Annotated in this window: 17 protein-coding genes; 11 read left to right on the top strand and 6 right to left on the bottom strand. The window is 72.9% G+C overall.

Annotation, left to right across the window (positions count from 1 at the left end; all coding sequences use genetic code 11):
* Nucleotides 1-362 precede the first annotated feature (362 nt).
* From ACXET9_RS02175 to ACXET9_RS02165, 3 genes are read left to right on the top strand one after another with little or no spacing between them, the layout of a single operon-like run.
* A complete protein-coding gene (locus ACXET9_RS02175; protein WP_457884439.1) occupies nucleotides 363-593 on the top strand; it encodes a BldC family transcriptional regulator in 231 nt (76 codons plus the stop codon).
* Nucleotides 590-1,570 carry an alpha/beta hydrolase gene (locus ACXET9_RS02170; RefSeq protein WP_457884437.1) on the top strand — a complete coding sequence of 327 codons (981 nt, stop codon included), beginning with the start codon at nucleotides 590-592 and terminating at the stop codon, nucleotides 1,568-1,570. Before ACXET9_RS02175 ends, ACXET9_RS02170 begins: the two co-directional genes overlap by 4 nt.
* A gap of 40 nt (nucleotides 1,571-1,610) precedes the next feature.
* Complete coding sequence (locus ACXET9_RS02165) at nucleotides 1,611-2,090, top strand: hypothetical protein (RefSeq protein WP_457884435.1); 480 nt, start codon at nucleotides 1,611-1,613, stop codon at nucleotides 2,088-2,090.
* A 46-nt stretch (nucleotides 2,091-2,136) separates the two neighbouring features.
* Here ACXET9_RS02165 and ACXET9_RS02160 read toward each other — a convergent pair whose 3' ends face one another.
* Nucleotides 2,137-3,219 carry a lysylphosphatidylglycerol synthase domain-containing protein gene (locus ACXET9_RS02160; RefSeq protein ID WP_457884433.1) on the bottom strand — a complete coding sequence of 361 codons (1,083 nt, stop codon included), beginning with the start codon at nucleotides 3,217-3,219 and terminating at the stop codon, nucleotides 2,137-2,139.
* Nucleotides 3,220-3,282: 63 nt separating this feature from the next.
* On the opposite strand from ACXET9_RS02160, the gene ACXET9_RS02155 reads away from it, so the two are divergent.
* Nucleotides 3,283-3,618, top strand: coding sequence for a hypothetical protein (locus ACXET9_RS02155; protein WP_457884431.1), 336 nt, complete (start codon nucleotides 3,283-3,285; stop codon nucleotides 3,616-3,618).
* 106 nt (nucleotides 3,619-3,724) lie between these two features.
* Complete coding sequence (locus ACXET9_RS02150; RefSeq protein WP_457884429.1) at nucleotides 3,725-6,508, top strand: UvrD-helicase domain-containing protein; 2,784 nt, start codon at nucleotides 3,725-3,727, stop codon at nucleotides 6,506-6,508.
* A gap of 12 nt (nucleotides 6,509-6,520) precedes the next feature.
* Here ACXET9_RS02150 and ACXET9_RS02145 read toward each other — a convergent pair whose 3' ends face one another.
* The 4 genes from ACXET9_RS02145 to ACXET9_RS02130 all read right to left on the bottom strand — a co-directional run bounded on the left by ACXET9_RS02145 (nucleotide 6,521) and on the right by ACXET9_RS02130 (nucleotide 11,503).
* Nucleotides 6,521-7,447: a GNAT family N-acetyltransferase gene (locus ACXET9_RS02145; RefSeq protein ID WP_457884428.1), complete on the bottom strand. Its 927-nt coding sequence runs from the start codon at nucleotides 7,445-7,447 to the stop codon at nucleotides 6,521-6,523.
* Nucleotides 7,448-7,496: 49 nt separating this feature from the next.
* Nucleotides 7,497-10,484, bottom strand: a complete 2,988-nt coding sequence (locus ACXET9_RS02140; RefSeq protein WP_457884426.1) for a cupredoxin domain-containing protein — start codon at nucleotides 10,482-10,484, stop codon at nucleotides 7,497-7,499.
* 135 nt (nucleotides 10,485-10,619) lie between these two features.
* Nucleotides 10,620-11,180 carry a hypothetical protein gene (locus tag ACXET9_RS02135; protein ID WP_457884424.1) on the bottom strand — a complete coding sequence of 187 codons (561 nt, stop codon included), beginning with the start codon at nucleotides 11,178-11,180 and terminating at the stop codon, nucleotides 10,620-10,622.
* A 41-nt stretch (nucleotides 11,181-11,221) separates the two neighbouring features.
* Nucleotides 11,222-11,503: a hypothetical protein gene (locus ACXET9_RS02130; RefSeq protein ID WP_457884422.1), complete on the bottom strand. Its 282-nt coding sequence runs from the start codon at nucleotides 11,501-11,503 to the stop codon at nucleotides 11,222-11,224.
* Nucleotides 11,504-11,702: 199 nt separating this feature from the next.
* Here ACXET9_RS02130 and sucC point away from each other — a divergent pair, with 199 nt between their 5' ends.
* The 5 genes from sucC (at nucleotide 11,703) to ACXET9_RS02105 (ending at nucleotide 16,807) form a co-directional block, all read left to right on the top strand.
* On the top strand, nucleotides 11,703-12,869 hold the full coding sequence (sucC, locus tag ACXET9_RS02125) for an ADP-forming succinate--CoA ligase subunit beta (protein WP_457884420.1): 1,167 nt from the start codon (nucleotides 11,703-11,705) through the stop codon (nucleotides 12,867-12,869).
* Between the two features lie 9 nt (nucleotides 12,870-12,878).
* Complete coding sequence (gene sucD, locus ACXET9_RS02120) at nucleotides 12,879-13,766, top strand: succinate--CoA ligase subunit alpha (RefSeq protein WP_457884419.1); 888 nt, start codon at nucleotides 12,879-12,881, stop codon at nucleotides 13,764-13,766.
* 204 nt (nucleotides 13,767-13,970) lie between these two features.
* Complete coding sequence (locus tag ACXET9_RS02115; RefSeq protein WP_457884417.1) at nucleotides 13,971-14,687, top strand: metal-dependent transcriptional regulator; 717 nt, start codon at nucleotides 13,971-13,973, stop codon at nucleotides 14,685-14,687.
* A 187-nt stretch (nucleotides 14,688-14,874) separates the two neighbouring features.
* Nucleotides 14,875-15,804 carry a C40 family peptidase gene (locus ACXET9_RS02110; RefSeq protein WP_457884415.1) on the top strand — a complete coding sequence of 310 codons (930 nt, stop codon included), beginning with the start codon at nucleotides 14,875-14,877 and terminating at the stop codon, nucleotides 15,802-15,804.
* Between the two features lie 172 nt (nucleotides 15,805-15,976).
* Nucleotides 15,977-16,807 (top strand): hypothetical protein, encoded by an 831-nt coding sequence (locus ACXET9_RS02105; protein ID WP_457884414.1) that lies wholly within the window; start codon nucleotides 15,977-15,979, stop codon nucleotides 16,805-16,807.
* Between the two features lie 28 nt (nucleotides 16,808-16,835).
* Here ACXET9_RS02105 and ACXET9_RS02100 read toward each other — a convergent pair whose 3' ends face one another.
* Nucleotides 16,836-17,660 (bottom strand): HAD-IIB family hydrolase, encoded by an 825-nt coding sequence (locus tag ACXET9_RS02100; RefSeq protein WP_457884413.1) that lies wholly within the window; start codon nucleotides 17,658-17,660, stop codon nucleotides 16,836-16,838.
* A gap of 89 nt (nucleotides 17,661-17,749) precedes the next feature.
* On the opposite strand from ACXET9_RS02100, the gene ACXET9_RS02095 reads away from it, so the two are divergent.
* The gene (locus ACXET9_RS02095; RefSeq protein WP_457884411.1) at nucleotides 17,750-18,460 is read left to right on the top strand and encodes a GNAT family N-acetyltransferase; all 711 of its coding nucleotides are present in this window, start codon (nucleotides 17,750-17,752) and stop codon (nucleotides 18,458-18,460) included.
* Nucleotides 18,461-18,467: the final 7 nt, after the last annotated feature.

The following is an 18,467-nucleotide window of genomic DNA, read 5'->3' as shown; positions in this document are numbered from 1 at the left end:
CGGAGGAGACATTGGCGACGTCGGCCACTGGAGGCTCGCCACCTGGGGTTTCGGTGCGCCAGGAGCCCTTCCGGCGCGCCCTGACGAGGGGCGGCAGAGCGCCCCGGGGGCGGAGTCGGCGGCGGAGGGCGCTCGGCCGCGTCCCGAGGCGTGGACACCGCCGGGAGGCGTCCTGGGCCGCTCGCAGGCCTCGGATCACCGGTTTCGTCAGTGCCTGCCACTATCCGCCCGATCTTTTGGTAGGAACAGGAAGAAGAGTTTGCGAAGGGGCGAACCTTCGTCGATACGCTGTTCCGACGCGTCCGGGCAGTCCGCCCATTGCGGACGCCCATGCTTCCCCTTGCGAAAGGCTTCCTGAGCTGATGAACGGATCCCCGGACCGCACCGCCGAGACCGACGAGCGCGCCGAGCTCCTGACCCCTGCCGAGGTCGCCCAGATGTTCCATGTCGACCCGAAGACGGTCACCCGGTGGGCCCAGGCGGGCAAGCTCTCCTACATGCGCACCCTCGGCGGGCATCGTCGCTACCACCGCAGCGAGGTCATCGACCTGCTCAAGGAGAGCGCCGGCGAGCAGGTCGCCCGAGGCGTGTGAGGCCCGATCCGATCTTCGGCGAGGGCTGCACCGCCCATCGCCTCGACCTGGGCGAGGACGCCGAAGGTCGGCTGATCGCCACCCTGATCCACCGCACGCCGCCTCCGGAGGGTCCGGGCCCTGATCCCGCGCTCGCCCCCGTGCTCGTGATGCACGGCTGGTCCGACTACGTGATGGACCGCGGGCTGCTCGACCATCTGGGGCGGAGAGGGCACGACGTCTTCGCCCTCGACCTGCGCAAGCACGGTCGCTCGCTGCTCCCGGGGCAGACCCCCACCGCGATCGACCACCTCTCGCGCTACGACCGCGAGATCGGCCTCGCACTGCGCATCATCGGCCGACGCCGTCCACCGATCCTGCTCGCGCATTCGACCGGCGGCCTGATCGCCGCGCTCTACGCGCAGCGTCATCCCCGGGCGGTCCACGGGCTCGTCCTGAACTCCCCGTGGCTCGAGATGCATCTCGGGTCGACGACCCGGCACCTGCTCACCGGTCCGATGGGCATGCTCGCCGGGCAGATCCGGGATCGCTCCTTCCTGCCGCTCGCGAAGGACCACGCCGCGCGTGCCACGCACCGCGACTTCGGCGGGCAGTACGACTACGACCTGGCGCTCAAGCCCCCGCAGGGTCATCCGCTGCCGGCCTCGACGCTGGCGGCGGTGCTCGAGGGGCAGGGGCGTCTCGCCGCCGCCGGGCCGCTGGCGATCCCCGTCCTCGTGCTGCACTCCGCCCGCTCGCTGATCGGCCTGCGCTGGCAGGAGGGGATGCGGCGCGCCGACACCGTGCTCGACGTGCGCTCCCTGGCCGCCGCCGCGCGGCGGCTGGGCCCGGACGTCGAGGTCGTCGCCCTGGAGGGCGCCCGCCACGAGGTCTTCCTCTCGGACGCCGACGTACGGGCCGAGGCGCTCGGCGCGCTCGACGACTGGCTCGACGAGAACGGTGCCGCCTCCCCGGGAACGCGGAGCCGGCGGACCTAGGATGAGCGTCGCCGGAGCGTTGCGCGGAGGGAGCACAGCGATGGGGACGAGCACCTCCGATCTGCGCCGCCAGGCGGCCGCGCTGCGTCGCGCCGCCGACCGGATGACGCTCCTGCGGCTGCGCCTCTCCGCCTCGCTGACGCGCCTGGCCGACGTCGAGGAGCCCGCGGCCGCCCGTAGCGGGGCCGCGCTGCGGGCGCGCTGGAACCAGCAGGAGGACGTCGAGCTCGGCCGCGTGGTCGCGGGCCTGCGCTCCTGCGCCGCGCACCTGGAGACGGCGGCGACGGCGGGGGAGCGCGCGAGCGGCCGGCGCATGGGCGGATACCAGGGGGCCGGGTTCCTCGGGCGCGGGGACGAGGCCGTCGCGCAGGTGTGGTCGGCCGTCCACCCCGAGGCCGGGGCGCAGGGCGCACTGATCGGCGGCTTCCCGCTGAGGCCCGAGGCCGAGGGGATGCGGTTCCTCCCGCAGGTCTCCCGGAGCCTCGGCGAGCCCACCCCGGAGTTCGACGACGAGGCCTGAGGGCCGGGAGGCGGGGCCTGAGGCCGGGCGGTGGAGCGCCGGCGCCTCAGCGCCGTCGGGCGAGAGCCGGCAGGGCGGCCGCGCCGCCGAGCACCAGCGGGACCACCAGGGTCGCCACCGCCGCCAGGAGCATGGCGGAGGCCGCGGCCTCCGCGCCCGCGCCGAGCGCGATCAGGGCGGCGGCGCCGGCGGTCTCGGCGATGCCCACGCCGCCCGGGGTGAGGGGCAGCAGCGCGAGGACGCGCCCGAGGGCGAACACGGCGATCACGAGCAGCAGGGGGACGTCGGCGCCGGTGGCGCGGACGGCGAGCGCGAGGGCCGCGCACTGCAGCGCGCGAGCGAGGATCGTCGGCAGCAGGAGGCCCGCGGTGCGGGTGCGCAGGCGCTCCACGAGGGCGTCGCGCTCGGCGAGCACGACGTCGACCAGCGGCCGCCCGCCCAGCGTCGACGGGGCCAAGGGGCCGAGCTGCCCGAGGAAGGCGGTCAGCGGTCCGCGCCGCAGCAGCACCGCCGCCAGGGCGAGGGCGATCCCGCCGACGACGAGGGCGACGAGGACCGCCCAGATCGCTCCGGGGAGGTCGATCGCCTCGGTGCCCGTCGGCCCCGCGAGGGCATAGGCGAGCAGTCCGACGACGGGGACGAGGACGGTGGAGACGACGGTCTCGACGAGGGAGGCCGTGAGGATGCCGGTGACGATCGCGGCGACGGCGATGCCGGTGCGCCGCAGCATCCAGCCCAGCAGCAGCGGGCCGAGCAGGGATCCGCCGGGGATCACCATCCCGAGCGCGCTCGAGGCCGCGTGTCCGGCCAGCGCTGACGGATAGCGGGCGCCGCGCACGGCGGTCCGCACCGTCATCGCCTCGAGGAGGACCGCGCCGACGCCGAGGAGGGCCACGGCGGGCACGGCCCAGGCCGGCATCGCGGCGAGGGAGGCGAGGATCCCGGGCCAGGTCGCGCCGGTGGCCCAGGGGAGCACGAGGCCGAGGAGCACGGCCACCAGGAGCAGGGAGCCGGCGGCGGTGAGGAGCCGACGGGACCCGATGCGCGGAGGGGTCTCGACGTCGATCTCCTCCGGGAGCCAGGACACGTCGCGGTCGGCGTCGTCGGGCTGCTCGCGGGGGTCGGCCATGGGTGAATTCTCGCACGTCACGGGCACAGGCCGTTTCACGACAGGGCGTCGTATCGTAGAGGCATGTCTGCGCTCTTCTCGGCCTTCATCGTCCTCCACATGATCTGCTGGGCGGTCGCCCTCGGCACCTGGGTCGCCGCCGCCAAGACCCGCCGCCCCAACCCCGGCATGGCCCACGCGACCGCCGGCGCGCTCGTCTTCGGCCTGGTCCTGATGATCCTCGCCTCGATCGGCGGGGACGCGAACCAGATGAAGCTGGGCATCAAGTTCCTCATCGCGCTCGCGGCGACGGCCTTCGCGTTCATCGCCAAGAACCGCGGCGAGGAGACTCCGGCGCCGATCTGGTTCGGCATCCCGACGCTGATCATCGCGAACATCATCATCGCGGTCTTCGTCTGACGCCGCCGCCGGAGAGCGCGGCGCTCTCCGGCCGGTCCGTCCGTTCGTCCCCAAGAGGCCCGGCCCGCCCCCGGCGGTCGGGCCTCCCGCCTATCCTGGTGCCCCCATGAGCTCACTCTTCGACGATCTCTCCCTGCCCGACTCCTTCCGCCGCCTCGACGGCGTCCAGGTCGCGCCCGCCGCCGACCGTGCGCCCGCCGACCGGCGCGATGAGCCGGCCTCCGACCCGCGGGCCGATGACGCGTCGCCGTTCGAGGAGCAGCCGTTCGGGGAGCCGTCGTTCGAGGAGCCGCCCTTCGACGACGAGGTCCCGCCCGAGGAGGAGCCGCCGCACGAGGAGTCTCCCTTCGCCGCGGAGCCCCCGGTGCAGCCGGTGCCGTCGACCGGCTCGTCGGCCGGATCATGGGCCCCGTCGTCGGCCCCGCCCGCGGCGTGGGCACCGCGCGCCTCGTCGGCCGAGCTCGAGGAGCTGGTCGCGGATCTGAACCCGCCCCAGCGCGAGGCCGTCGAGCACCGCGGCAGCCCGCTGCTGATCGTCGCCGGCGCCGGCTCGGGCAAGACCCGCGTCCTCACCCGCCGCATCGCCCACCTGCTGGGGTCCGGGCAGGCGCTGCCGGGGGAGATCCTCGCGATCACCTTCACCAACAAGGCCGCCGCCGAGATGCGCGAGCGGGTCGAGGAGCTCGTCGGCCCCGCCGCGCGCCACATGTGGGTCTCGACCTTCCACAGCGCCTGCGTGCGCATCCTGCGGCGCGACGCCGCGGCCGCGGGCCTGAAGAGCTCCTTCACGATCTACGACAGCGCGGACTCCCAGCGGCTGATCACGACGATCTCCAAGGACCTCCAGCTCGACACCAAGAAGCACGCCCCGCGGATGATCGCCTCGCGCATCTCCTCGCTCAAGAACGAGCTCGTCGACGACATCGACTTCGCGGACCAGGCGGAGAGCGCGAAGAACCCCTTCGAGAAGACCCTCGCGCAGATCTACACGGCCTACCAGGCGCGCCTGCGCCAGGCCAACGCCGTGGACTTCGACGACCTCATCGGGCTGACCGTGACGATGCTGCGGGAGAACCCGGCGATCCGCGAGGGCTACCGGCGCCGCTTCCGCCATCTCATGGTCGACGAGTACCAGGACACCAACCCCGCCCAGTACGCGCTCGTGCAGGAGCTCACGGGGGAGGACCCGACCGCGGACCTCACCGTCGTGGGCGACTCCGACCAGTCGATCTACGCCTTCCGCGGCGCGACGATCCGCAACATCGTCGAGTTCGAGCAGGACTTCCCCTCGGCCCGCACGATCGTGCTCGAGCAGAACTACCGCTCCACCCAGACCATCCTCAGCGCAGCGAACGCCCTCATCGCGGGCAACGAGGGCCGGCGCCGCAAGAACCTGTGGACCGACCAGGGCGAGGGCGAGCAGATCACCCTCTACGTCGCCGACGACGAGCAGGCCGAGGCCCGCTACATCGGCCGCCAGATCGACGCGCTGGTCGACGACGGCCGCAGCGCCGGGGACATCGCGATCTTCTACCGCGCCAACGCCCAGTCCCGCGCGCTCGAGGACCAGCTGATCCGCGTGGGCCTGCCCTACCGGGTCGTCGGCGGCACCCGCTTCTACGAGCGCCGCGAGGTCAAGGACGCGGTCGCCTACCTGCACGTCCTCGTCAACCCCGACGACGAGATCAACCTGCGGCGCATCATCAACGTCCCCAAGCGCGGCATCGGCGACCGCGCGGAGGCGGCGATCGCGGCGCTCGCCGAGCGCGACCGGATCTCCTTCGGCGAGGCCCTGCACCGCGCCGAGGAGGCCCCCGGCATCGCCACCCGCTCGCTGAACTCCGTGCGCGCCTTCGTCGCCATGATCGACGAGCTGCGCGCGATCGCCGACGGCGGCGAGGGCCCGGCGGAGCTCCTCGAGGCGATCCTCCAGCGCTCCGGCTACTACGCCGAGCTGCAGGGCAGCGACGACCCGCAGGACGAGTCCCGTCTGGAGAACCTCGCCGAGCTGATCAGCGTCGCCACCGAGTTCGAGGCCCAGCTCGAGGCCGCCGCCGCGGTCGCCAGCGAGATGGAGGACGACGACGAGACCGACGGGCCCGCCTCGCCCGCGACCGTCGGCACCGAGGTGCGCGGAGCGACCCTCGACGTCGCCGGCGACCCCGAGGCGAGCCTCGTGGACCAGTTCCTCGAGAAGGTCTCCCTGGTGGCCGACGCCGACCAGGTCCCCGGCGGCGAGGACCAGTTCGTCACCCTCATGACTCTGCACACCGCCAAGGGCCTCGAGTTCCCCGTCGTGTTCCTCACCGGCATGGAGGACGGCACCTTCCCCCACCAGCGCACCCTCGGCGATCCCGGGGACCTCGAGGAGGAGCGGCGGCTCGCGTACGTCGGCATCACCCGTGCCCGCGAGAAGCTCTACCTGACCCGTGCGCAGATGCGCGCGACCTGGGGCGCCCCCCAGTTCATGCCCGCCAGCCGCTTCCTCGAGGAGGTCCCCGAGGACGTCCTGGACGTCGCCCGCGCCGGCTCGACCCTCAGCGGCGTCGGCTACGGCGGAGGCTACGGGGGCGGCGGCTACGGAGGCGGAGGCTACGGCGGCTCCTCCCGGTCGGACGCGCAGCGCGGACCGTCCTTCTCCGGCGGCATCGGCGGCGGACGCAGCGACGTCAAGCGCACCAGCAGCTTCGGCTCCGGTCGGAAGCCGACCCCGGCCGCGGCGATGCCGCAGCTCGCCGTCGGCGACCGCGTCACCCATGACTCCTTCGGGATGGGCACCGTCACCGAGGTCGCCGGCATCGGCGACAAGACGCAGGTCGAGGTCCAGTTCCGCGACCCGCACGGCCGCAAGCGCCTGCTGCTGCGGTACGCGCCCGTCACGAAGCTCTGAGCTCACCAGGGCTCACGGAGCGGCGACGACCTCGACCTCCACGCCCTCGGCGCTCTCGCCGTACCAGGCGAACTGCTCGGCGCCCCCGGCGTGAGGATAGCGCTCGGCGAACAGCTCCGACCAGCCGTGCGCGGGGGCCTGCGCGCGCAGGGCGTCGAGGAGCTCGCGGGCCACGGCGGCGGGTGCGTCCAGGCGCAGCGCGACGTGGTTCATCCCCGGCCGGGTCCGCTCCGTGCGGGTGCCGGTGACGTCAGCGGACTGCTCGAGCACGACGTAGGAGCCGTCGGCGTGCCGCCAGATCTGGACGTCCTCCCAGCTCGGCACCTCCTCGGCCCTCCAGCCGAGCGTGCCCAGCAGCCAGTCCCAGGCGGGCTCCGCGGCGTCGAGGTCCGCCGTCCACAGCTCCAGGTGGTGCAGGCCCGTCGGGTCCTCCAGCGGCCGCGAGAGGATCGCCGCGGTGCTTGTGACGGTGCCATCCGCGAACGGCCGCACCTCGCCCGTCGGCCGGTATCCGAGCCGCTCCCAGAACGGGCTCGCGACCCGCGCGTTCGTCGCGACGATCCCGATCCGGAGGCGCTCGATGCCGCCGAGCCGACGCAGCTGCGCACGCAGGCTGTCGTGCAGCAGGCGGCCGAGGCCCTGTCCCCGGCGGTCCTCGCGGGTCAGCAGCAGGCCGATGTGGGCGGTGCCGGGCTCGGGCCAGTGCAGGACCACGTCGACCAGGCCCACGAGAGCGTCGGCATCGGCGGGGGAGAAGAGGCCCAGCACGAGCTTCGCCGCGGGGTCCACCCCTGGCGGCAGGGCGGTGAGCACCTCGGGACCGTCGCCGGGCGCGGGCGCGCTCCCACGGATCCGGTCGGTGTACCCGCCGTCCCTCTCGAGGAGCTGCTGCACGGCGTCAGCGTCGGCAGGGGTGAGGGGGCGGATGGTGCAGGGCATGCGGCGATCGTAACCGTGACGACCTCGGCACCATTCCGGAGCGTCGTCATCAGGTGACGGTGATCAGCGCCCGTGCCCCGCGCTCGAGGTCGGAGAAGGAGTGGTTCACGGCCGTGTACGTGCCGGGCTCGTCGAACACGAGCTCCACGAAGCCGCCCTGCGCGGCGCCGAGATGCAGCGCCTGCGAGCCGCCGCCGGTCTCCGCATCCGGACGCAGCAGGTACTCGCCCTCCTTGAAGACGGTGTCGAAGATCCCGCCGACGACGTGGAAGGAGATCCCGCGCGAGGGCCCCGCGGCGAGGACCCACAGCCGCACGCGCTCGCCGACCTTCGCGGTCAGCGGCGCGCCCACGTACTGGCTGGCATGGCCGTTGAACACGGTGAAGTCGGGGCGGTCGGCGGCGATCTTCGCGGGGCTCACCGGGTGCGCGCCCTCGTGCATCGCCTCGTCGGAGCCGGTGGCGCCGTCGGGCACGAGATAGTGGTCGGACTGGACGAGCACGTACTCGCGGTCGGCGGCGGCGAGGCCCGCGGGCGGGACGATCAGGGCGCCGAGCATGCCGGCGGCCAGATGCACCGTCATCGGCATCGTCGAGCAGTGGTAGAGCCACACACCTGCATGCTCGGTGGTGATCGGGTACTCGAGGGTCTCTCCGGGGGCGATGGTGCGCATGACCTGATCGGGGGCGATCCGGCCCGCGTGCATGTCCAGGGAGTGGCCCATGGAGCCGTTGTTGACGAGCTCGACCGTGAGCTTCGCGCCGAGCTCGGAGCGGATGACCGGGCCGACGACGGTGCCGTTGAAGGTCATCGCATCGAGGAGCACGCCCGGGGCGATCTCGAGGGCGGCCTCGGTGACCTCGAGGGTCAGCCGCTGGTCGCCGTCGACGGCCTCCGGGAGCCGAGCGTCCCGGACCGGGTGGTCGTCACCGGCGCCCTGCATGAGATCGGCCGTGACCGCGGTGAGGTCGTCGACCGTCGAGGAGGCGGCCTCGGAGGAGCCGGAGGAGTGGTCGTGCTCGCCGGCGCTCGCGCCATCGGCGACGATCTGGAGGGTCATGCCCATCGAGCGGTGCCCGACGATGGAGCACCAGCCGGCGAGATCATGGCCGATCACGCCGACCTCGAGGGTCGTCGAGGCGCCCGGCTGCAGGCGTCCCGAGTTCGCGCCGTTGGCGATCACGAGGTCGTGCACGTCATGCTCGTCGTCGTTGCTCAGCTCGATGACCAGCGCGTTCCCGGCGGGGACGCGGAGCTCATCGGGGGAGAAGCGCATATCCGCCATGCTCACGGCGATCGTGGTGGTCTCGCCGGTCGCGGCGGCCTCGCCGGTGCCGGCCGCGGTGCCGCCCGACGACACCGCGTCGACCGACCCGTAGGCGCGGTCCAGGGCGGAGCCGACGGCGTTGATGCCGAGCACCGAGCCGAGGCCGACGAGCGCGCCGGTCAGGGCCCGACGGTCGACCCCGCGGTCCCCCTCGGCGGCTGCGGCGCGCGTGCTCGCCGCGGGCGGCGCCGCGAGTCCGGCCGCCGTCGGCGCGGATCCCGCGGCCGTCGGGGGCGCCCCGATCGGCAGTCCGCCGGGTGCGCGTCCGCCGCCCGCCGTCGGCGCAGGGCGACCGATCGTCGGCATCCCGAGCGCGGAGTCCTCGCGGCGCGCCCGGGAGCTGGCGACGACCCCCAGCATCATCAGCACGAGGAAGGACACCAGCACGACGAAGCCCAGGAGCGAGACGAGGACGCGGGAGAGGGAGCCGAAGGAGGCGACGTCCCCGGTGCCGAGGGTGAGGCCCGCGAAGAGGGCGCCGCCGACGGCGGTGTCGACCCCGGCGAGCACGAAGAGCGCGACCACCAGGTTGTACGCGACGACGCGGGGGACGGCGAAGCGGTTCATGATCTCGTTCGCGGCCTTCACCGCCCGCGGCCCGCCGCGCATGCTCACCGGCAGCAGGTAGGTCATCGCCCCGAGCAGCACCTGCAGCAGGAAGCCCGCGACGAGGGGGACGGTGAGGCGCTGGACGTCGTCGGCGAGGAGCGAGGAGGTCAGCTGGCCGTCGGCGGACCCCCACCACATCGCGAGCATCCGCAGCTGGGTGAGCAGGAACCACAGCAGGCCCGCCGAGATCGACAGGATCGGGAAGGCGGGCAGCGGGATCCGGTGCTCCTGCCGGGCGGAGCGCAGGGCGAGGCGCACCAGCAGCACGGCGACCCACAGGAACGAGCCGATGTAGACCGCGAGGAAGACGACGCCGACGAGCACGGCCCCCGTGATGGCTCCCGCGGTCGCTCCGACGACGCCGATGACCATCCCGATCAGGCCGCGGGAGGCGCGGTGGGCGGAGGGCAGATCGATCTTCGTGCGCAGGATCGTCGGCCACAGGCTCAGCAGCGTGCCCGTGACCGTGATGCCCACGAAGCCCAGCACGTTCAGCACCTGGTGCGCGAGCAGGAGACGGCCCTGCCAGGGCTCGGGCGGGCTGAAGGCGAGGATCGCCCCGAGGGACGCGCCGATCGGGAGCAGGCAGGAGGCGGCGATGTACGCCTTGACGGTGAACACGAAGCGGGGGGCGATGGCCGCTCGCACCTGGGATCCCAGGGCGACGGCGTACCACAGGATCGCCCCGGAGATGATGAGCGCGCCCGCCACCACGAGCCACGGCCATCCGGGGAGCATGCCGACGATCGTGACGACGATGCCGCCGGTCAGCAGCCAGATCCGCCCGACCTGGATCGCCCGGGTCTCCTCGCCCAGACGGGTCTTCAGCAGCGCCTCGGTGAAATGCTGGCCCCACACCATGATCGAGGTGGTGATGAGCCCCAGCGTGACCATGTGGACCATCAGCCACCGCGACTGCGGGAGCCACTGGTGGATGAGGACCACGACGATCAGCGCGACCATCCACAGCGTCACAGGGCGGCTCGCGCGCCGGTGCCAGGACTTCCGCGAGGTCGACGCCGGCCGGGGCGGCCCGGAGGAGAGCCCCGAGGGCGATGCGGACGAACCGGCGGAGGGGGACGGAGCGGAGAGTTCGGGCACCCGATCAGGGTACGGCCGGTCCTGGACGCCCGTCCGGCGGAGGTCCCGACGGAGCGGGCGGCGAGCCCGCTGAGCCCGCCGAGGCCGACGGCGGCCCCGACGACGCGACGGCGCGGGCCGCGCGTCGTCCGAGGATCAGTCCTCGGAGCCCTCGTCGTCGGCGTCGTCGGATCCCGGTGCCGGTCGGCGCTTGAAGTTCGCGTAGAGGGTGCCGACGAGCGCGATCACCACGATCACGGCGACGAAGACGATCATCGCGGAGAACGGGATCGGGACGCCCGCGGCCGAGAGCACGAACCAGATCGCCAGGAGCGAGCCGCCGATGAGGAGCGCCTCGCGGATGGCCTTGAGGATCGTGCCGCCGATGTTCGCCTGCTTCGCATGCTTCCCGGCGACCGCCGCATAGGCGACGGCGTCCTTGCGCAGCTCCCCGGCGTCGAAGCGCGAGCGCTTCGACCCTGAGTCCCGCTCGTCCCGGTCCGCGCGCTCGCGGCGCTCCTGCTGGTCGAGCCGGTCGCGCTCGTCGCGGGGCTCCTCCCGGCGGGCGCCCTCGACCGCCTTGCCCGCGGCGCGGGCGTAGTCGCCCGTGCGGCGGGCCGCGCCCTCGACGCTCTCCTTGGCCGCGCGCCCGACCTCGGGCGCCTGCTTGCGCGCGGTGTTCTGCGCCGCCTTGACGTAGGTCTTCCAGTCGGCCACGGGGCCTCCTCCGATGCTCTCCGGCGTCGAGGACGGCGGCGTCAGCGCCGCTCGTCCTCGCTCCAGCGGATGTCGCCCCCGCCGCGGGCCGGTCGCGAGGGCCGACGGCCGCGCCGTGCGCGCTGGTCGTAGTAGTAGGACAGGCCGACGTTCAGCGCGAGGGTGATCAGGACGCTGAGGAGCAGACCCGTGAGGGTCGAGCGGAAGCCCAGCAGGCGCAGCACGACGAACAGGACCACGATCGCTCCGACGCTGAAGCCGAGATGGTCGCGGATGCGCTGGACGAGCCCGCGCTGGGGGGCGGGGCGGGGCCGGGTGCTCATCGCTCCATCGTAGCCGCGCAGGATGGGAGCGAGCAGGGGAGGTCGCCGGTCCTCACCGCATCGTGACATCGCGGCGGGAAGCTGGGAGGACGCCGCCCGTCGGAGGTTCGGGAAGCGTTACCCTGGCAGCGTTCACAGGGGCGGCCCCGAGGCCGAGTGCGGCCGGTCGCCCGCTGCCGAATTCGAGAGGAATCACCCCGTGGACCTGTATGAGTACCAGGCCCGCGATCTCTTCGAGAAGCACGGGGTTCCCGTGCTCGGAGGAGTCGTCGCGGAGGACGCCGCCACCGCCAAGGCCGCAGCGGAGCAGCTGGGCACGCCGGTCGTGGTCGTCAAGGCCCAGGTCAAGACCGGCGGCCGTGGAAAGGCCGGCGGCGTGAAGATCGCCAAGTCGCCCGAGGAGGCGGAGGCGCGAGCCTCCGAGATCCTCGGCATGGATATCAAGGGGCACACCGTGCACCGGGTGATGGTCGCCGCCGGTGCCGACATCGCCGAGGAGTACTACTTCTCGCTGCTGCTGGACCGCGCGAACCGCAACTACCTCGCCATGTGCTCCGTCGAGGGCGGCATGGAGATCGAGCAGCTCGCGGTCGAGCGTCCCGAGGCCCTCGCGCGCGTGGCCGTCGACCCCAACGTCGGGATCGACGAGGCGAAGGCGCAGGAGATCGTCGAGGCCGCGCGCTTCGACGCCGAGACCGGGGCGAAGGTGGCCCCGGTGCTGCAGAAGCTCTGGGACGTCTACCGCGAGGAGGACGCGACCCTTGTCGAGGTCAACCCGCTGGTGAAGACCGGCGCCGGCGACATCGTCGCCCTCGACGGCAAGGTCTCCCTCGACGACAACGCCGAGTTCCGCCACGAGGACCACGCGGCCCTCGTCGACTCCCGCACCGAGGACCCGCTCGAGGCGAAGGCCAAGGCCCTCGACCTCAACTACGTCAAGCTCGACGGCGAGGTCGGCATCATCGGCAACGGTGCGGGCCTGGTCATGTCGACCCTGGACGTCGTCGCGTACGCGGGGGAGCAGCACGGCGTCAAGCCTGCGAACTTCCTCGACATCGGCGGCGGCGCCAGCGCCGAGGTGATGGCCAACGGCCTCGACGTCATCCTCGGCGACGAGCAGGTCTCCGCGGTGTTCGTCAACGTCTTCGGCGGCATCACCGCCTGCGACGCGGTCGCCAACGGCATCGTCGGCGCCCTGCAGAAGCTCGGCGACGCCGCCACCAAGCCGCTCGTGGTGCGCCTCGACGGCAACAACGTGGAGGAGGGGCGCCGGATCCTCGCGGAGTTCGCCCACCCCCTCGTCACCCAGGCCGACACCATGGACGGCGGGGCGGCGACGGCCGCGCAGTTCGCCGCCGGAAAGTGAGGGACCGCCATGTCGATCTTCCTCGATGAGAACAGCAAGGTCATCGTCCAGGGCATGACGGGCTCGGAGGGCATGAAGCACTCCCAGCGCATGCTCGCCTCCGGCACGCAGATCGTCGGCGGCGTCAACCCCCGCAAGGCCGGCCAGTCGGTCGCCTTCGAGGGCGGCGCCGAGGTGCCGGTCTTCGGCACCGTCGCCGAGGCCATGGAGGCCACCGGAGCGAACGTCTCGGTCGTCTTCGTGCCGCCGAAGTTCGCCAAGGATGCGGCGCTCGAGGCCATCGACGCGGAGATCCCGCTGCTCGTGGTCATCACCGAGGGCATCCCCGTCAAGGACTCCGCCGAGTTCTTCAACCACGCCCAGGCGAAGGGCACCACCCGCATCATCGGCCCGAACTGCCCGGGCCTGATCAGCCCCGGGAAGTCCAATGCGGGCATCACCCCCGCGAACATCACCGGCGCGGGGAAGCTGGGCCTGGTCTCCAAGTCCGGCACCCTGACCTACCAGATGATGTACGAGCTGGCGGACATCGGCTTCACCACCGCCATCGGCATCGGCGGGGACCCGGTCATCGGCACCACCCACATCGACGCCCTCGAGGCGTTCGAGAACGACCCCGACACCGTCGGCGTCGTGATGATCGGCGAGATCGGCGGCGACGCCGAGGAGCGCGCCGCCGCGTACATCAAGGACAACATGACCAAGCCGGTCGTCGGCTACGTCGCGGGCTTCACCGCCCCCGAGGGCAAGACGATGGGCCATGCCGGCGCCATCGTCTCCGGCTCCGCCGGCACCGCGCAGGCGAAGAAGGAGGCCCTCGAGGCCGCCGGGGTCAAGGTCGGCAAGACGCCGACGGAGACCGCCGAGCTCATGCGCGGGATCATCGCCGCGCTCTGATCGCGAACGGCGCCGGGACCTCCGGGAACCGGTCCGACGCAGCGGCCCCGGGGCGAGAGCCCCGGGGCCGCTGCGCGTCCGGCTCCCGTGCGCCGACGACGGCTTCCCAGCAATCCGCCCGTCGGGCGTCGGACCCGGCACTAGGATGGACAGAGTCAAGATTCCGTGCCGTGGACCGGCAGAACGATGATGGAGGGGGAGCTCGTGAGCGGCGATCTCATCGACACCACCGAGATGTACCTGAAGACGGTCTTCGAGCTGCACGAGGCGGGGATCTCGCCGATGCGCGCCCGCATCGCCGAGCGGCTCGGCCACTCGGGGCCGACGGTCTCGCAGACCGTCGCCCGCATGGAGCGCGACGGCCTGCTGCACCTCGACCCGCAGCGGCAGATCCGTCTGACGGATCAGGGGCGCGCGGTCGCGACCGCCGTGATGCGCAAGCACCGCCTGGCCGAGCGCCACCTCCTCGACGTGATCGGGCTGGACTACGCCCACGTCCACGAGGAGGCCTGCCGCTGGGAGCACGTGATGAGCCTCGAGGTGGAGAAGCGCATCGCCGAGAAGCTCGAGCCGCCGTTCCTGGACCCCTACGGCAACGCGATCCCCGGGCTCGAGGAGCTCGGCATCCCGGCGGAGCGGATCGGAGATCGCAGCGCCGCGGGCCGGCCCGACGCGGACCTCCCCGAGGTCGTCGGCGATCGCCGGACCGTCCCGGTGCGCCTCGAGCGCATCGGCGAGGTGCTCCAGTCCGATCCCGAGCTCCTGGGGGATCTCGCCGAGCGCGGCATCGTCCCCGGGGCCGAGCTGACGGTCGAGCGGGTCGCGGACAGCTACCTCCTGCAGGGCCCTGACGGGGGCCAGCTCGCCATCGCGAAGGACAGCGCGAGTCAACTCCACGTGACCCCCATCACCGCAGGGTAAAGCCAAGGTCAAGTTCTCCTCCAGACACTATGTGTCCGACTGACCAGACGGCTTTCTCCCCCTATGGTCGTACTCGTGCCCGGGCGAGATCCTCGGGCATGTCCGACCGGGCCCCCGACTGCGCGCCGGTTCTGGACGACGAGAGGACCAACGCGCAGGGCGTCAGCCCGGGGGACGGGAGCCCAACGTGTCGAAGACTGCGAGCAACACCCACCGCCGCGCCATGCGGCCGGTGACCCCCGCCGTCCATGCAGGCCGCGTCGCCGCCGGCGCCGCGATCGCCGCCGGCGTGCTGCTGGGCGGCGCCTCCGCCGCGACCGCGGAGAACTCCGCAGACTCCGGCGCCGCGCCCCAGGCCGAGGGGACCACCACGGCCCTCCTGACCCCGGTGACCGCTCCGGCCGTCGGCATCCCCGCGGCCACCGCCTCCACGGACGGCGACTCCGCTGCGACCACCACGACGGCCCTGGTCGTCACCGCTCCGCAGGACGGCGACATCACCATCGCCGCCCCGGAGCCGGAGCCGGAGCCGGAGCCCGTCGTCGAGGAGACCGCCTCGACCGAGACGCGCGACGACTCCAGCACCTCGAGCCGCGACACCGAGCGCACCTCGACCTCCGAGTCCTCCTCGTCCTCCAGCTCCTCCTCGAGCAGCTCCAGCGACTCCTCGTCCTCCTCGAGCGAGTCCTCCTCGAGCGAGTCGTCCTCCTCGTCGAGCGACTCCGACTCGAGCGAGTCCAGCTCCTCCGCGTCCACCACCTCGAGCGCCTCCTCCAACGGCCTCAGCTCCTCGCTGCTGGCCACCGCCCGCTCGGGCATCGGGACCCCCTACGTCTACGGCGGCTCCTCCACCTCCGGCTGGGACTGCTCCGGCTTCGTGCAGTGGGTCTACGCCCAGAACGGCATCTCGCTGCCGCGCACCGCGAGCGCGCAGGCCGCGGCCGGCACCGTCATCTCCCGCTCCGAGGCGCAGCCCGGCGACCTGGTCTACAAGCCGGGCCACATCGGCATCTACGTCGGCGGCAACACCTTCATCGACGCCGGCAACACCCGCGTGGACACCTCCGAGCGCAACATCTACTCCGGCAGCTGGACCTTCATCCGCGTCAACGGCTGATCCTCCGGTCTCCGACACCCGGCCCCGCACCTCATGGTGCGGGGCCGTTCCCGTTCCAGCGCCCGACGCGTCGGAGGCATCGGATCCGTCGACCCGATTCCTTCACCGGATGCGCTCGTGCCCTCTCGATCCTCTCCGCGATCCGCAGGGCTCGGGACGGTAGCGTGACCCCGTGAGCGCTCTCCGTGACCTGATCTCCTTCGCCCTGCTGCTGGCGGCCCTCGTCCTCGGCACGCTGTGGCTGCCCGCCGTCTGGATCGAGGACAACGTCGTCGACCAGGACGGCTTCCTCGCGGTCGCCGAGCCGCTGGCCGACGACGCCGCCCTGCAGCGCACCCTCAGCGACTCCGCCGTCGACGAGCTCCTCGACAGCGATGTCGTGCCCGGTTGGATCACCGAGCAGCTCACGCCCATCGCGCAGGAGCAGGCCGCCAAGGCCGCCGACACCGAGGCCTACGCGACCACCTGGCGCACCACGATGGCCTCCCTGCACACAGCGCTGTTCACGGCGGGGGACTCGCCGCTGGACGTGGATCTGGCGCCGACGATCGACGTCATCCTCACCGGCGCCGAGGACTACCTCCCCATCGATCTCCCGCGGCCGGACAGCGCCGTCGTCACCCTGGCGACGGTTCCCGACGTGCCGCTGCTGCGGTATGCGACGGTGCTGGACCCCTGGGCGGGCCGCCTCGGGCCCATCGCCCTCGGGCTCGCGGTCGCCGCCCTGCTCATCGCCCGGCATCGCCGCACGATGCTCCTGCTGGCGGGCGTCGCGGCCCTCGCCGCGGGCGGCCTCACCTACGTGATGGCCGCGAACGTGGAGACGCTGATCCCGGATGCCGCGGACCAGGCGAGCTTCATCGGTCCGATCATCCAGGTGTTCGAGCAGCAGCTGGCGGCCGACGTCACGGCACCCGCCGTGATCCTGGCCGGGGCGGGTGCCCTGGCGGCCGCGGCAGGGCTGGTCCTGATGGGTCTGCACCGCCCCGACCGCCGGAGCTGACCCGCTCCGGCGGGACCCGCGCCGGCGCTCAGACCAGCTCGAGGCTCTCGAAGGCGGTGACGAGGCCGTGGCGCGCGGGCGGCGGGATGACGAGGTCGGCGACCTCCAGCAGCGGCGCCGGCGATCCCTCGACCGCGACCGCGGTGCCCGCGGTGCGCAGCATCCCGAGGTCGTTCATGCCGTCGCCGATGCCGATCGTCGCGTCGATCCCCAGCCCCAGGTGCTCGGCGATGCGCCGGACCCCGTCGGCCTTGTCGAGATGGCGCAGGAAGATCTCGCCGGAGCTGGTGCCGTCGTCGGCGATGGAGTTCGGCAGCGTGGCGAGCTCCGGGCCGACGGCCGCGGCGAGATCGTCGACCGGCACGGGCGAGCCCCACAGCGCGATCTTCGCGAAGGAGCGGGAGCGCAGGTCCTCCGCCTCGACGACGGCGTCGACGAGGTCGCCGATCCCGCCGCCGATGTCGCCGGGGCGGGCCTCGACGGTCCGCGGCCGTGCGGTCAGGTACGGGCGGGTGCTCGGCGGGCAGTACAGCGCCTCGGGGGCCTCGAGGGCGAAGACGACCTCGTGCTCCAGCATCACGTCGACGATGCGCTCGGCGACGCCGCGGGGGAAGCGCTCGTCGCGGAGGACCTCCCCGCCGATGCGCATGTGCGCGCCCGCCGAGGTCACGGCGCCGTCGAACAGGGCGAGGACCTCGTCGGCGACGATGGCCTCCGAGCGGCCGGTGCAGAGCACGACCGCATGGCCGGCGGCGCGGACGCGGGAGATCGCCTCCACGTGGGCGGCGGGCACGATGCCCTGATCGGCGATCGTGCCGTCGAAGTCGATGAGAACGCAGCGGCGTCCGGTCACAGCAGTCCCTTCCTCGCAGGAGATGTCCTCCCAGCCTAGGCGCGGTCCCGCCGCACTGCGCCGATGCCCGTGCGGAGGACAATGGCGTCATGATCGATCGCTCCTCGGCTCCGGCCCATGGCACCACCACGCTCGCCCTGCTGTCCCCGGCGCATGCGGAGCGGCTCGCCGAGCTGGAGCGGCGCAACCGCGAGGAGCTCCTGGTCGGCGCGCCGCTGCGCACGGAGTCCTGGTTCACGCCGGAGGGGCAGGAGTCCGCCATCCGCGGGCTCCTGCAGCAGAAGCAGGAGGGCCGCTGCCTGCCGCTGGTGATCCTCCATGACGACGGGTCCGGGGCGGGCTCCCGGGTCGTCGGCCGGATCAGCCTCAGCGGCATCCAGCGCGGTCCGGTCGAGGCGGCGTCCCTCGGCTACTGGGTCGACAAGCAGGTGACCGGACGGGGGATCGCGACGTTCGCCGTCCGGGCCGCGGTGGCGATCGCCTTCGGGGCGCTGGGTCTCCACCGGCTGCAGGCGGAGGTGCAGGTCGGCAACGACGCCTCCGTCCGGGTCCTCGAGCGCTGCGGCTTCGTGGAGTTCGGTCTCGCGCCCGGTTATCTGCGCCTCGGCGGGCGCTGGGCCGACTGCCGGATGCTCCAGCTCCTCAACGGCGCGTGGGAGGACCCGGCCGGGCCGACGGACTCGGCCGGGCCGACGGACTCGGCCGGGCCGACGGACTCGGCCGGGCCGACGGACTCGGCCGGGCCGACGGACTCGGCCGGGCCGATCGACCCGGCCGGGTCCCCTGCGGTCGGCTCCTGACGGGATC

This window comes from Brachybacterium netajii (SeqCode) (genome assembly GCF_054114245.1).
This window is presented reverse-complemented; position numbering and strand designations above follow the sequence as displayed.

Coding starts and splice junctions, on each gene's coding strand:
- sucD (WP_457884419.1), top strand. CDS start 12,879: ATGTCGATCTTCCTCGATGAGAACAGCAAGGTCATCGTCCAGGGCATG.
- ACXET9_RS02175 (WP_457884439.1), top strand. CDS start 363: ATGAACGGATCCCCGGACCGCACCGCCGAGACCGACGAGCGCGCCGAG.
- ACXET9_RS02165 (WP_457884435.1), top strand. CDS start 1,611: ATGGGGACGAGCACCTCCGATCTGCGCCGCCAGGCGGCCGCGCTGCGT.
- ACXET9_RS02150 (WP_457884429.1), top strand. CDS start 3,725: ATGAGCTCACTCTTCGACGATCTCTCCCTGCCCGACTCCTTCCGCCGC.
- ACXET9_RS02130 (WP_457884422.1), bottom strand. CDS start 11,503: ATGAGCACCCGGCCCCGCCCCGCCCCCCAGCGCGGGCTCGTCCAGCGC.
- ACXET9_RS02160 (WP_457884433.1), bottom strand. CDS start 3,219: ATGGCCGACCCCCGCGAGCAGCCCGACGACGCCGACCGCGACGTGTCC.
- ACXET9_RS02145 (WP_457884428.1), bottom strand. CDS start 7,447: ATGCCCTGCACCATCCGCCCCCTCACCCCTGCCGACGCTGACGCCGTG.
- ACXET9_RS02155 (WP_457884431.1), top strand. CDS start 3,283: ATGTCTGCGCTCTTCTCGGCCTTCATCGTCCTCCACATGATCTGCTGG.
- ACXET9_RS02095 (WP_457884411.1), top strand. CDS start 17,750: ATGATCGATCGCTCCTCGGCTCCGGCCCATGGCACCACCACGCTCGCC.